14 protein-coding genes are annotated in these 12,238 nt (G+C 58.5%); 2 read left to right on the top strand and 12 right to left on the bottom strand.

Annotated elements, in window-relative coordinates:
- Nucleotides 1-217: 217 nt before the first annotated feature.
- From ACR0AZ_RS09160 to ACR0AZ_RS09210, 11 genes are all read right to left on the bottom strand, one after another.
- Nucleotides 218-1,228: an ABC transporter permease gene (locus ACR0AZ_RS09160; protein WP_480667271.1), complete on the bottom strand. Its 1,011-nt coding sequence runs from the start codon at nucleotides 1,226-1,228 to the stop codon at nucleotides 218-220.
- On the bottom strand, nucleotides 1,228-2,322 hold the full coding sequence (locus tag ACR0AZ_RS09165) for an ABC transporter permease (RefSeq protein ID WP_480470879.1): 1,095 nt from the start codon (nucleotides 2,320-2,322) through the stop codon (nucleotides 1,228-1,230). The genes ACR0AZ_RS09160 and ACR0AZ_RS09165 overlap by 1 nt, the downstream gene beginning before the upstream one ends.
- 3 nt (nucleotides 2,323-2,325) lie before the next feature.
- Nucleotides 2,326-3,855: an ABC transporter ATP-binding protein gene (locus tag ACR0AZ_RS09170; RefSeq protein ID WP_480659309.1), complete on the bottom strand. Its 1,530-nt coding sequence runs from the start codon at nucleotides 3,853-3,855 to the stop codon at nucleotides 2,326-2,328.
- A gap of 81 nt (nucleotides 3,856-3,936) precedes the next feature.
- Nucleotides 3,937-4,935, bottom strand: a complete 999-nt coding sequence (locus ACR0AZ_RS09175; protein WP_480470877.1) for a BMP family lipoprotein — start codon at nucleotides 4,933-4,935, stop codon at nucleotides 3,937-3,939.
- Between the two features lie 149 nt (nucleotides 4,936-5,084).
- The gene (locus ACR0AZ_RS09180) at nucleotides 5,085-5,504 is read right to left on the bottom strand and encodes a GNAT family N-acetyltransferase (protein WP_480470876.1); all 420 of its coding nucleotides are present in this window, start codon (nucleotides 5,502-5,504) and stop codon (nucleotides 5,085-5,087) included.
- The gene (tsaB, locus tag ACR0AZ_RS09185; protein WP_480470875.1) at nucleotides 5,501-6,088 is read right to left on the bottom strand and encodes a tRNA (adenosine(37)-N6)-threonylcarbamoyltransferase complex dimerization subunit type 1 TsaB; all 588 of its coding nucleotides are present in this window, start codon (nucleotides 6,086-6,088) and stop codon (nucleotides 5,501-5,503) included. The genes ACR0AZ_RS09180 and tsaB overlap by 4 nt, the downstream gene beginning before the upstream one ends.
- Complete coding sequence (locus tag ACR0AZ_RS09190; protein ID WP_480470874.1) at nucleotides 6,078-6,641, bottom strand: NifU family protein; 564 nt, start codon at nucleotides 6,639-6,641, stop codon at nucleotides 6,078-6,080. Before ACR0AZ_RS09190 ends, tsaB begins: the two co-directional genes overlap by 11 nt.
- Nucleotides 6,642-6,710: 69 nt before the next feature.
- Nucleotides 6,711-7,304 carry a DsbA family protein gene (locus ACR0AZ_RS09195; RefSeq protein WP_480659313.1) on the bottom strand — a complete coding sequence of 198 codons (594 nt, stop codon included), beginning with the start codon at nucleotides 7,302-7,304 and terminating at the stop codon, nucleotides 6,711-6,713.
- A 9-nt stretch (nucleotides 7,305-7,313) separates the two neighbouring features.
- The gene (locus ACR0AZ_RS09200; protein WP_480470872.1) at nucleotides 7,314-7,769 is read right to left on the bottom strand and encodes a universal stress protein; all 456 of its coding nucleotides are present in this window, start codon (nucleotides 7,767-7,769) and stop codon (nucleotides 7,314-7,316) included.
- Nucleotides 7,770-7,822: 53 nt separating this feature from the next.
- Nucleotides 7,823-8,686 carry a branched-chain amino acid aminotransferase gene (locus tag ACR0AZ_RS09205; RefSeq protein ID WP_480667272.1) on the bottom strand — a complete coding sequence of 288 codons (864 nt, stop codon included), beginning with the start codon at nucleotides 8,684-8,686 and terminating at the stop codon, nucleotides 7,823-7,825.
- A 58-nt stretch (nucleotides 8,687-8,744) separates the two neighbouring features.
- Nucleotides 8,745-9,206, bottom strand: a complete 462-nt coding sequence (locus ACR0AZ_RS09210; protein WP_480667273.1) for an Lrp/AsnC family transcriptional regulator — start codon at nucleotides 9,204-9,206, stop codon at nucleotides 8,745-8,747.
- A gap of 129 nt (nucleotides 9,207-9,335) precedes the next feature.
- Between ACR0AZ_RS09210 and ACR0AZ_RS09215 the strand changes: the two genes are divergently transcribed.
- On the top strand, nucleotides 9,336-10,385 hold the full coding sequence (locus ACR0AZ_RS09215) for a Leu/Phe/Val dehydrogenase (protein WP_480667274.1): 1,050 nt from the start codon (nucleotides 9,336-9,338) through the stop codon (nucleotides 10,383-10,385).
- Between the two features lie 48 nt (nucleotides 10,386-10,433).
- On the opposite strand, the gene trpS is transcribed toward ACR0AZ_RS09215, so the two are convergent.
- Nucleotides 10,434-11,462 (bottom strand): tryptophan--tRNA ligase, encoded by a 1,029-nt coding sequence (trpS, locus tag ACR0AZ_RS09220; protein ID WP_480667275.1) that lies wholly within the window; start codon nucleotides 11,460-11,462, stop codon nucleotides 10,434-10,436.
- Between the two features lie 86 nt (nucleotides 11,463-11,548).
- Here trpS and ACR0AZ_RS09225 point away from each other — a divergent pair, with 86 nt between their 5' ends.
- The gene (locus ACR0AZ_RS09225) at nucleotides 11,549-12,235 is read left to right on the top strand and encodes a rhomboid family intramembrane serine protease (protein ID WP_480470867.1); all 687 of its coding nucleotides are present in this window, start codon (nucleotides 11,549-11,551) and stop codon (nucleotides 12,233-12,235) included.
- Nucleotides 12,236-12,238 lie beyond the last annotated feature (3 nt).

Consider the following 12,238-nt stretch of genomic DNA (forward strand, 5'->3'; position numbering starts at 1 on the left):
AAACGGGAAGGGTCACGCCGCGCGCGGCAGCGGATCCCGGGACAACGTAAAACTCAACAGACGAAGCGCACGCAACAGCTTGGCCAGTAGGTGCCTGAGCTGCAGAGTTGTTGCGGGGCAAGTCCATACCTCTTTAGAACGGTTGCGGCATACAAAATCAACTCCGTATGCCGCTTTGCAGCAAACAGGACTGCAGGGCAGCCCAGAACTGGCCTTATCAGCGCTCTTTCACATAGGGTTCGCCGCCTGCGCGTGGCGGTACAGCTTTGCCTACGAACCCGGCCAGGATTACCACGGTCAGGATGTAAGGCAGGGCGTCCATGACCTGTACTGGTATCACCACTCCGCCCAGATCGATGTTCTGGAATCGAAGTGCGATGGCCTGCAGCAGCCCAAACAACAGGCAGGCCCACATGGCATGCCAGGGCCGCCATTTCGCAAAGATCAGGGCGGCCAAAGCGATGAACCCGCGCCCTGCGGTCATTTCTTTCACGAACCCTGCTTGCAGCGCTGTTGCCAGATAGGCCCCTGCGATCCCGCACAGCACACCGCAGATCGCTACAGCCGCATAGCGCAGACCGACGACCGAGACACCGGCGGTATCCACAGCTGCCGGGTTTTCGCCAACCGCGCGCAGGCGTAGCCCGAACCGGGTGCGGAACAGAATCCACCAGGTCAGCGGCACCATCAGGAAGGCCGTATAGACCAGAACGGAATGGCCGGACAGAAGCTCAGAATAGATCATATGCGGGACGTTGGTTTCGGACATCAGTTCGGAAACCGGTTGCCCAGTCAATTCGGCGTCCGTAGGGCCGATGGCATAGGGGAATTCAGCGGATTCAAACCGCCCACCGCCGAACAGGGATGGCGTGCGACCGCCCTGCTGAAACCAGCTCTGCGCTACAAGAACCGTCATGCCAGAGGCGAGGAAATTGATCGCAACGCCCGAGATCAGCTGGTTGCCCCGGAACGTGATCGATGCAAACCCGTGCAGCGCCGAGAGGAGCAGAGAGGACGCGATCCCCGCCAGCAGGCCGAGCCAGACCGACCCGGTTACCGCGGCCACGGCAGCCGAGAAGAAGGCTGACATCAGCATCTTACCTTCGAGACCGATGTCGAAGATGCCCGCACGCTCGGAATAAAGCCCTGCCAGACAGGCAAGCAGCAGAGGTGTTGCCAGACGAATGGTCGAATCCAGAACCTGGATGAGAGTCAGGAAGATATCCATCAGGTCGATCCCTTCCGGAAGCTCAGGAACAGCTTTTCAAGCGGCATCCGTACCATGTTGTCGAGTGCGCCGGTAAACAGGATGACCAGCGCCTGAATGACCACGATCAGCTCGCGTGGGATCGATGTCCACAGCGCTAGTTCTGCGCCACCCTGATAAAGGAAGCCAAACAGGATTGCGGCCAAAAACACGCCGAACGGGTGCGAGCGGCCCATCAGCGCAACCGCAATCCCGATGAACCCGGCCCCTTCGGTCGAGTTCAAAACCAGCCGTTCAGCCTCGCCCATTACGTTGTTGATCGCCATCAGGCCTGCCAGAGCGCCCGAGATCAGCATGGCAATGATGGTGATTTTGACCGGCGAGATACCGGCGTAAACAGCCCCGGTTTCCGAATGGCCGTAGGCGCGGATTTCATACCCCAGACGCGTGCGCCAGATCAGAGCCCAGACAACGACGCAGGCGATAAGCGCCACGAAGAACGAGATATTCGCAGGCGCGCCTCGGAACATCACGTTCTCAGCGGTTGAGAACATGGATTGGAACGTCGGCAGATGAACCGCTTCTGGAAAGCGTGCGGTCGCAGGGTCTTGCGAGCCTTGCGGGCGCATCACGTTGACAAGCATGTAGTTCAGGAAAGCAGCAGCGATGAAGTTGAACATGATCGTGGTGATCACGATATGGCTGCCGCGCTTGGCTTGCAGATAGGCCGGGATGGCCGCCCAGGCTGCGCCAAAGATCATCGATGCGGCGCAGGCGGCCAACAAAGCAATGGTCCAGTGCGGCCAGGGCACGGATAGGCAGACGATAGCAACGCCCAAGCCCCCCAGCATGGCCTGACCTTCGCCACCGATGTTGAACAGGCGTGCGTGAAAGGCCACGGCAACGGCCAGACCAGTAAAGATGAAGTTCGTCGCGTAATAGAGCGTGTATCCCCAGCCATAAGTCGACCCCAAAGCGCCCGTGACCATCAGGTTCACCGCTTCAATCGGGTCTTCTCCGATCGCGAGGATGACAAGTGCCGAAAGGATTGTGGCCAAGAGCAGGCTGATCAGCGGGATCAGTACCACATCGGCCCATTTGGGCATTTTTTCCATGGTTCAGGCGGCCTCTCCTGCAACACCGGCCATTAGAAGGCCCAGTTCTTTTTCATCCGTCTCGGCGGGCAGACGCTCGCCCATGATATGTCCGTCAAACATTACAGCGATCCGGTCTGAGAGCGAGAATATCTCTTCCAACTCGACCGAGACCAGCAAGATCGCCTTACCCTGATCGCGCAGAGCGACGATCTGTTTGTGAATGAACTCGATGGCACCGATATCTACGCCGCGCGTGGGCTGTCCCACCAGCAACAGGTCGGGATTGCGTTCGATTTCACGCGCTACAACGATCTTCTGCTGATTGCCGCCCGAGAAGCTCTTGGCGGTCAGCCAGCCATTGGGCGGGCGGACGTCGAATTTTTCGATCTTGGCTTCCGTGTCGGCGCGCAGGGCGGCATTATCCATGAAGATGCCGCGCTTGTAGGCAGGATCGCGGTGATAGCCGAAGGCCACATTCTCCCACGCGTGAAACTCCATGATCAGGCCTTCGCGCTGTCGGTCTTCGGGGACATGGGCGATGTGCTGCGCGCGCCGCGCCTGACCGTCCGAACCCGCACCGCTGAGAGCAAGAGGTTCTCCGTTCAGTTTGATTGATCCTTGACCGGGCCGCATTCCGCCCAAAACCTCAAGCAATTCGGATTGCCCGTTTCCAGCAACCCCGGCGATGCCCACAATCTCACCCGCGCGGACCGTCAGGTTGATGCCTTTGACACGCTCGACCCCGGCACCGTCGATGACGCTGAGGTTTTCAATCTCAAGAACCGGCTTGCCCGGTTGGGCAGGTACTTTGTCGACCTGCAGCAACACCTTGCGGCCCACCATCAGCTCGGCCAGTTCCTGCGGATTGGTATCGGCGGTTTTGACAGTCGCCGTCATCTCGCCCCGCCGCATCACCGAGACCGTATCGGTGTTTTCCATGATTTCCCGCAGCTTGTGGGTGATCACGATGATTGTCTTCCCCTCGGACCGCAGCCGGTCGAGGATACGGAACAATTGATCCGCCTCGGCAGGGGTCAGAACGCCGGTGGGTTCGTCCAGAATCAGTATCTCGGCTTTGCGGTAGAGCGCTTTCAGGATTTCGACCCGCTGCTGCATGCCCACACCGATCTCATCGATGCGTTTGTCCGGATCGACGAACAGCTCGTATTCTTCTTCGAGCGCTTTCAGTTCCTTGCGGGCTTTCGCCAGCGACGGTGCAAGCAGCCCACCATCTTCAGCACCTAGAACGATGTTTTCCAGAACGGTGAAGTTTTCCACCAGTTTGAAATGCTGAAACACCATCCCGATGCCCGAGGCGATAGCGGCCTGACTGTCGGGAATGTCGGTCTTGGTTCCGTTGATCCAGATCTCACCTTTGTCGGCTTTGTAGAAGCCGTAGAGGATGCTCATCAGCGTGGATTTGCCCGCACCGTTTTCACCGATGATCCCGTGGATCGTGCCGGGGGCGACGCTGATGGAGATGTCTTTGTTAGCCTGAACCGGCCCAAAGGCTTTGGAAATCCCTTTGAGCTCAATGGCGGGGACGGTCATGTCTTGTCCTCAATTGCCGAAGGGGCCGCATGCGGCAGAATGGTTGCGAGGCGGAGGACATATCCACCGCCCCGCGCGATATCAGAACTGCAGTGCCGGGCAGCTGTCGTTCTCGTAATAGCTGACAACACTCACGTTGCCGTCGATGATATCCTGACGGGCCTTGTCGACCGCGGCTTTCATGTCATCGGAAACCAGCGGAGCATTGTTTTCGTCCATCGCATAGCCAACGCCATCTTCGGACAGGCCCATGACGAATACGCCGGTTTCAACGCCCTCACCCGCTTTCATCGCTTCATAAACGGCGACGTCCACACGTTTCAGCATCGAGGTCAGAACTTTGCCCGGATGCAGGTGGTTCTGGTTGCTATCCACACCGATAGACAGGATGCCCTCGTCCGCAGCGGTCTGCAGCACGCCAACACCGGTACCGCCAGCAGCGGCGTAAACCACGTCAGCACCCTGGCTGATCTGCGCTTTGGTGAGTTCTGAACCTTTAACCGGGTCGTTCCATGCCGCCGGAGTGGTTCCGGTCATGTTTGCAACCACGTTGATATCGGGGTTCACGGCTTTGGCGCCTTGCGCATAACCGCAGCCAAAGTGACGGATCAGCGGAACATCCATACCGCCGATGAAACCCACGGTGCCGGATTTGGACGCCATTGCCGCCATCATGCCGACCAGATACGAACCTTCATGTTCGGCGAAACCGACCTGACGCAGGTTAGGCGCGTCCAGCCATGTCACGTCGACCACAACAAAGGTCGTGTCCGGGTAGTCGGCCACAACAGCGCTGAGCGGGTCGGCCATGCCGAAGCCCATGGTGATGATCGGGTTCGAGCCCGCTTCGGCAAAGCGGCGCAGGGCTTGTTCGCGCTGGGCCTCGGACTGCATCTCGATCTCGCGGTAGGTGCCGCCGGTCTCTTCCGCCCAGCGTGAAGCACCGTTATGCGCCGCCTCGTTGAACGACTTGTCGAACTTGCCACCCAGATCGAAGATCAAGGCGGGTTCGGCCAGTGCCGCGCCAGCTGTCAGTGCAACCGCTGCTGCGGCGCCCATCAAGGATTTCATAAGGGTCATTTGTTACTCCCGTTGGTTATTATCGGTCTGGGGCCAATATACCCCGCCACCCACTCAGAGCGAGCATACTTGTTGTGATGGCGGGAATTAAGGCCGTTTGCAACAGCCCCGGTCAACTGAATTTTGATCGGCTGGTCAAAAAAATTGGATTATTTGCTGTCTAAGTGGCGTTCCATCATGATGGCATCCACTTTCAGGCCGTTTTTGTGCCGATAATAGGCAGTGCGCCGTCCGCAGGGCGTATATCCTGACATTTCGTACAATGCGATGGCCGTAATATTGTCCGCTGCGACCTCAAGAAACGCCCGCGATGCCCCCAGTTGCTGAGCGCGAGCCTGCCAATCTGCCATCACCTGCCGGGCAAGGCCTCGTCGTTGGTATTTTGGGTGAGTCGCGATGGTCAGCAATTCTGCCTCATCCGCGATTACCTGAAACAAGGCAAAGGATCGCTCGTCGCCAGCAAGATGGGTGAATCGTCCGTTCAGCAGATCAGCAAATTCTGATGCGCTCCAGGGGCGGGACTGCGTAAAAGCCGCCGCATGGATCTTGGCGAGCGTGTCCGGAGTCATTCGTCCAGCAGGGCCGGCGGCACATCGCGCGATGGTGCGGCATCGGCAGGCCTGACATAAAGCGGAGCTGGCGACGTTTGGATGGATTGCCAGCGGCGGGCCGCCAGTTGCGCAATCGCCTCAACCTGACGGGCAGGTTCATCGCAGAAGAACAGGGGGGCAAGCGTTTCCGCTTCGTTGCGAGCGACCAGGCGCGGTGTTGTGTCGGGCTGAATATAGACCTGTTCGCGTGGTGCTGGAATCGCGGGGATCTGACCCGGAGCGGCCAGTTCGGCCAATGCATCAAACCCGGATACTCCGACCGCTGGAACGCCGAGCCCCAGCGCGAGCCCGCGCGCGGCAGAGACAGAGATCCGAATACCGGTAAAGTTGCCTGGGCCAATGCCGACGCCGATCGCATCAAGGCTTTGCCAGCTTCGCCCATTCCGCGTCAGCAGCTCTTCGAGCAACGGCATGAGCCGTTCGGCCTGACCGCGGGTCATGGGTTCGACGACTGTTTCGATAATCTGATCGCCACACAGCAAAGCGGCCGCGCAATGCGCGGCCGATGTGTCAAACGCCAGAATCGTTGGGTCAGACCGCAACGGGACGTACCTCGGTGACCTCGGGGATGTAGTGGCGCAGCAGATTCTCAATTCCCATCTTCAGCGTCAGAGTCGAAGATGGGCAACCCGCGCAAGCCCCTTGCATGTGCAGATAGACAACGCCGCGGTCAAAGCCGTGGAAGGTGATGTCACCGCCGTCCTGTGCAACAGCGGGGCGCACACGGCTGTCCAGCAGGTCTTTGATCTGGTTGACGATTTCAGCATCTTCGCCGGTATGCTCGGCATGGCCCGAGGCGGTTTGCGCGTCTTCTCCCATTACCGGTTGGCCGGACTGATAATGCTCCATCACCGCGCCAAGGATGGCGGGTTTGATATGGTCCCACTGAACGTCATCAGATTTTGTGACAGTGACAAAATCGTTGCCAAAGAACACGCCCGTCACACCGTTCACCCCAAAAATGCGCTGTGCCAGAGGTGATTTCTCAGCCGCTTCGGCGCTTGGAAAATCTGCGGTACCTGCTTCCAGAACCGTCTGACCGGGCAGGAATTTCAGGGTGGCCGGGTTGGGTGTGGATTCGGTTTGGATGAACATGGCGCGGCTCCGTTTGCGGTCTCATTGATATGCGCGCCCGGGTCGGGGAAGTCAAGATTTGGAATGGTTCTAAATTGATGTGGCGTAAGAAATCACGTCATTCAAACGGTCGTCACCCCAGAACAGCTCATCCCCGACAACAAAGCTGGGTGCGCCGAAGATATCCAGCGCCTTGGCCCGGTCGACCTGACCGAACAAAGCGGCCTTGATTGCAGGGTCATTGATACTGTCGATCAGGTCAGGTGATGCATCCGCAACCGTCAGACAATCTGCCAGAAACTGCAGGTCGGAAATATCCCGACCCGCGCCAAACTGCCCCGAATAGACGGCGCGGGAAAAGGCTGCACGTTGGTCAGGATCGTCGATGGCCAGCGCAAGGCGTGCCGCTTTCAGACTGTTCTGAGGGAAGATGTCCGGGCGCTTGAGCGGTAGTTCGCGCGCGGCGCAGAGACGTTCCATATCGCGCCACATATACCGACCTTTTGCAGGATAAAGGTTAAACGGCGAGGTTTCCCATCCCTGTGCGGCAAAGATCGGACCCAATAAAAAAGGCTGCCATTCGATAGCCACGCCATGATCCGAGGCCACGGCCTCGACCCGCATTGCGCTGAGATAAGAATAGGTCGAGGCGAAATCGAACCAGAACTGGAGTTTTGCACTCACGGGTCGGCCTCAGGTAATCTCTTCAAGCTTTTCCTTGCTTAGATCGCCGGGCACGATGGTGATCGGGATCGGCAGGCTACCTGAGTTGCGGGTCAGTTGCGTTACCAATGGGCCGGGGCCTTTCTTGTCGGTGCCTGCACCCAACACCAGAACGCCGATCTCGGGGTCGGATTGAACATGTGCGATAATCTCGGGCACCGGGTCGCCTTCGCGAATGGCCAGTTCAGGTTCAACTTCTTGCTTGTCGCGCATCCATTTGGCGAAAACTTCGTAATGGGCATGAATGCGTTCACGAGCCTCTTCGCGCATGACTTCTGCCACGCCGATCCAGTGGTTGAATTCGTCCGGAGGAATGACGGACAGGATCGTGACACCACCGCCTGTATGCGCCGCGCGCATGGCCGCAAAACGCATTGCATTCAGGCATTCGCGGCTGTCATCCAGAACGACCAGGAATTTACGCATATTTGTCCCCTGACTGTTTTCGCGATCATGCCCGACCGGGCATGCACTGGCAACTAGCGGCTGCTCGCGGCCCAATCCCAGTACATCTCGCGGGCGCGGCGGGCAACAGGGCCGACCTGATATTGCGTGTCATCCAACGCGGTGACCGGAGTCACCTTGCTCATGTTGCCGGACATGAACACCTCATCAGCGTTGTGGAAATCATCAAAACTCAGAACGGTTTCGTGCACGGTCACGCCATCGGCGCGCAGGTTCTTGATGTGGCGGGCGCGGGTGATCCCGGCAAGGAACGTGCCGTTGGGGATGGGGGTGAAAACCTCTCGATCGCGAACCATGAAGATATTGGCCGTAGCCGTTTCGGCCACGTGACCCATCGCATCCGCCACCAGAGCATTCGAGAACCCTTTGGACCGCGCCTCGGCCAGCATTCTGGCGTTATTTGGATAGAGGCAGCCAGCCTTGGCATTTACGACGGCAGATTCCAGCACTGGGCGACGAAACCGTGTGGTTGTCAGCGTGACCGAGGTAGTTTCGGGGGCCATCGGAATCGCTTCGAGGCAGATCGCAAATCCCGTACTGTTTTCCTGCGGCATAATCGCCGTAACATCGCCGTCGATGCCCCAATACATTGGGCGGATGTATACGGCGGTGTCAGGCGCATAGGCCTCAAGCCCTTCGTGAACCAACTCAACCATCTGTTCAGTTGTGACGGTCGGAGTCAGCATCAACGCCTCGGCAGAGTGGTTCACGCGGTCGCAATGAGCGTCCAGGTCAGGCGTCAATCCGTCGAAGAACCGTGCGCCGTCAAAAACCGACGACCCCAGCCATGCGCCGTGGTCGGCTGCGCGCATGATCAGTGCGTCCCCGTCATGCCATTGACCGTCGAAATAGGTGCGGATGTTTGTGCCGACTGCCATCGTGTTCTCCCTCAGTTCGGGGAAAACCTAGGTTGGGGCTGGCGCAAGGTCCAGTGGTTTATCCATGATGCAACGGCAGTGCTTCGCGTTTGACCATGGTGCGCAGCGCGAAGTTCGATCTGAGGTTTCGAATCCCCGGTATTTGCATCAGCCGGTTTTCCAAGAACGCATCAAAGGCGTTCAGATCTTTCGCAACAACGCGCAGAAGGATGTCCCGAGATCCGGTCATCAGATAGCATTCCATCACCTCGTCGCACCGACGGATCGCTTTCTCAAACGCATCGATCGCATTGCGGTCCTGCTTCTCCAATTCGACCGAGACAAAGATGGAGACGCCAAATCCAAGCTGTTCAGGATCGACCTGCGCGGCATAGCCCGTGATGATGCCATCGCGCTGCAAACGCTCCAGCCGCCGTGCGCAGGGGGTTGGGGACAGCCCGACATGCTCAGCCAGATCGATGACTGTCATGCGGCCATCTTTTTGCAGGGCGCGAATGATCTTTGCATCTATGGTGTCCATAGAGGAAATGCCTATTAGTTTATAAGTTCATAGAGAATAACTCCAATCTGAAGCGATATCCAGCTGTACAATGGCGAAAATCTCTCGCCTGAAAGTGGCAAACTCTTCGGGACATTCCGGAGGAGGCTTATGGAAATCACCGAAGTTGATGCGCCCGGGCACGAGCGCGTGGTTGAATTCAAAGACAACGCGCTGGGCCTGTTGGGCTATGTTGCAATCCACTCAACCCAGCGCGGACCAGCGGCTGGGGGCGTGCGGATGCGGCCCTATGGTCACGCGGCCGAGGCGCTGCAGGACGCGCTGCGCCTGTCGCGTGGCATGACGTTCAAGAATGCCGCAGCCGATCTGCCGCTGGGAGGTGGCAAGGCGGTGATCATCGGTGATCCCGGCATCGACAAATCACCTGAACTGCTCAAGGCTTTCGGGCGCGTCGTGCAGAGCTTGAACGGGCTTTACTGGACCGCCGAGGATATGGGCATGACACCCGCCGACATGGCGCATATCGGGGCGCAGGCGGATTACGTGGCCGGGCTGGCCGACGGAGCCTTCGCCAGCGGTGATCCGTCGCCCATTACTGCGCGTGGGATTTTCAACGCGGTCCGTATAACCGCATGGCACCGGTTCGGGAAGACCGATCTTGATGGCTTGAGGGTCTCGGTCCAGGGGCTGGGCCATGTGGGTGAGCATCTCTGCCACCTGTTGCACGACGTAGGCGCGCATTTGATCGTTACCGATATCGATGCACAGCAATCGGCGCGCGTTGCCGAACGGTTCAACGCGCAGGCGGTTGCCCCCGACGCGATTTACGGTGTCGAGGCCGACATCTTCGCCCCCTGCGCCATCGGTGGTATCCTGAATGAAACCAGTGTCCCGCTGCTGCGGGTCGGGGCAGTTGCGGGCGGCGCGAACAACCAGTTGGCCAATGACAGCGACGCGCAACTGTTGCACGACAGGGGCATCCTCTATGCCCCGGATTTCGTGGCAAACGGTGGTGGGATCATCAATGTCGCAACCGAGATTCTGCGCGTGGCTGATCGCGAAGATTGGGTGGCGCACAGGTTGCAGGCGCTGGAGCAGACCATGGATCGTATTCTGACGCGAGCGAAGGCTGAGGCGATCAGCCCGCACGAGATTGCCGAGGCCATCGTATACGAAACGCTGCGTGCCGAAGCCGCTTGAAGCAAGTAACGCCGCCCTTATTGGGGCGGCGTTCCATTGGTTGAGAGATCAGGCTTTGCCTGCGCCCACCATTCCGACAATCTCATAGGTCTGCTGTAGTATCGGAGCGGCAATCTCACGCGCGCGTTCGGCGCCGCGTGCGAGAATCTGATCGATCTCGGCCTCTTCCCCCATCAGGCGTGCCATCTCGGACGAGATTGGCGCCAGTTTTGAGACTGCCAGTTCGGCCAGCATCGGCTTGAACTCACCAAATTGCTTGCCACCAACTTCAGCCAGAACCTGCTCGGCCGTCTGGTCGCTGAGCGCGGCATAAATGTTCACCAGATTGCGCGCTTCGGGACGTTCGGACAGGCCATTGATCTCAGAAGGCAGAGCATCCGGGTCGGTCTTGGCCTTGCGGATTTTCTTGGCAATGGTGTCCGCGTCATCAATCATGTTGATCCGGGTCATATCCGAGGCATCGGAAGATGACATTTTGCTTGTACCGTCTCGCAGGTTCATCACGCGCGGAGCTGGTCCATCGATGACAGGCTCTGTCAGCGGAAAGAAATCGACTCCGTAGTCATGATTGAACTTTGTTGCGATATCGCGGGTTAGTTCCAGATGCTGCTTCTGGTCTTCGCCAACGGGCACATGCGTGGCATGGTAAATCAGGATGTCCGCCGCCATGAGCGAGGGATAAGCAAACAGGCCCAGCGAAGCGTTCTGCGCATTTTTGCCGGCCTTGTCCTTCCACTGCGTCATCCGCTGCATCCAGCCCATGCGGGCCACGCAGTTGAAAATCCAGGCCAGTTGTGAATGCTCGGCAACCTGGCTCTGATTGAACAGGATAGATTTTTCTGCATCCAGCCCGGCGGCGATAAAACCGGCGCAAACCTCACGCGTCTTTTCGCGCAGTTTTTCTGGGTCTTGCCAGACTGTGATCGCGTGCAGGTCAACCATGCAATAGATGGTTTCGAACTCAGGGCCCTGCATGTCCACAAAGCGCTTGAGTGCACCCAGATAGTTGCCAAGGTGCAGGTTTCCTGAAGGCTTGATGCCGGAGAACACGCGCGGCGTGAAATTGGTCTCGGTCATCGAAGGGAACTCCCGTCTGGAAAAATCAGTCCCCGTCGCTTACCCATGAGGTCAAGGGACGTCAACAGCCGCAAAGGTAAAGCCCAATGAGCAGTGAGCATTATACCCCGCCTGTGAATCCTCTGCCGCCCGTGGTTGTGGCGCTGACGTTGTTCATCATGGGGATTGAAGTGGTCCTGCAACTGGGCGCACGTGGGATTGTCGGTGGGCCGTCGGCAGTGGGCTGGCGGCTGGATGCGTTGCAGCAGTATACGTTCTCCCCCGACATCTTCGACTGGATGATGCAGAACGGGCGCTGGCCATTCGAACATGTGATCCGCTTTGTCACTTATCCCTTTGTCTCGGCCAATTTTACGCAGGCGATCTTTGTCTGTGTCTTTGTTTTGGCGATGGGCAAGATGGTGGCAGAGGTGTTTGGCAGCGTCGCGATGCTGATCATCTTTGTGCTGTCCGGTGTCGGTGGTGCGCTCGCATATGCGGTGCTGCTCGATCCTGCGTATCCGCTGGTTGGAGGATTCCCGCCCGTCTACGGGCTGATCGGCGCGTTTACATGGCTGCTCTGGCGCAAGCTGTCTTTGGTCGGGGCGAACCAGTCCCGCGCCTTCAGCCTGATTGCGATGCTGATGGGTATCCAGTTGCTGTTCGGTCTGCTCTTTGGCGGTACGTCGGACTGGGTTGCGGATCTGGGCGGATTTGCCACCGGGTTCGGCCTGTCGTTCTTTCTGGCTCCGGGTGGATGGGCGCGTATCGTAGGCAGGATACGCCGCGATTGAGCG

Source organism: Ruegeria sp. BE3, from assembly GCF_056538865.1.

Bases quoted from the DNA above. Each gene is read 5' to 3' on its own strand.
- ACR0AZ_RS09170 (WP_480659309.1), bottom strand. From the start codon at position 3,855: ATGACCGTCCCCGCCATTGAGCTCAAAGGGATTTCCAAAGCCTTTGGG.
- ACR0AZ_RS09200 (WP_480470872.1), bottom strand. From the start codon at position 7,769: ATGCGTAAATTCCTGGTCGTTCTGGATGACAGCCGCGAATGCCTGAAT.
- ACR0AZ_RS09190 (WP_480470874.1), bottom strand. From the start codon at position 6,641: ATGTTCATCCAAACCGAATCCACACCCAACCCGGCCACCCTGAAATTC.
- trpS (WP_480667275.1), bottom strand. From the start codon at position 11,462: ATGACCGAGACCAATTTCACGCCGCGCGTGTTCTCCGGCATCAAGCCT.
- ACR0AZ_RS09210 (WP_480667273.1), bottom strand. From the start codon at position 9,206: ATGGACACCATAGATGCAAAGATCATTCGCGCCCTGCAAAAAGATGGC.
- ACR0AZ_RS09225 (WP_480470867.1), top strand. From the start codon at position 11,549: ATGAGCAGTGAGCATTATACCCCGCCTGTGAATCCTCTGCCGCCCGTG.
- ACR0AZ_RS09180 (WP_480470876.1), bottom strand. From the start codon at position 5,504: ATGACTCCGGACACGCTCGCCAAGATCCATGCGGCGGCTTTTACGCAG.
- ACR0AZ_RS09165 (WP_480470879.1), bottom strand. From the start codon at position 2,322: ATGGAAAAAATGCCCAAATGGGCCGATGTGGTACTGATCCCGCTGATC.
- ACR0AZ_RS09215 (WP_480667274.1), top strand. From the start codon at position 9,336: ATGGAAATCACCGAAGTTGATGCGCCCGGGCACGAGCGCGTGGTTGAA.
- ACR0AZ_RS09205 (WP_480667272.1), bottom strand. From the start codon at position 8,686: ATGGCAGTCGGCACAAACATCCGCACCTATTTCGACGGTCAATGGCAT.
- ACR0AZ_RS09175 (WP_480470877.1), bottom strand. From the start codon at position 4,935: ATGACCCTTATGAAATCCTTGATGGGCGCCGCAGCAGCGGTTGCACTG.
- ACR0AZ_RS09160 (WP_480667271.1), bottom strand. From the start codon at position 1,228: ATGGATATCTTCCTGACTCTCATCCAGGTTCTGGATTCGACCATTCGT.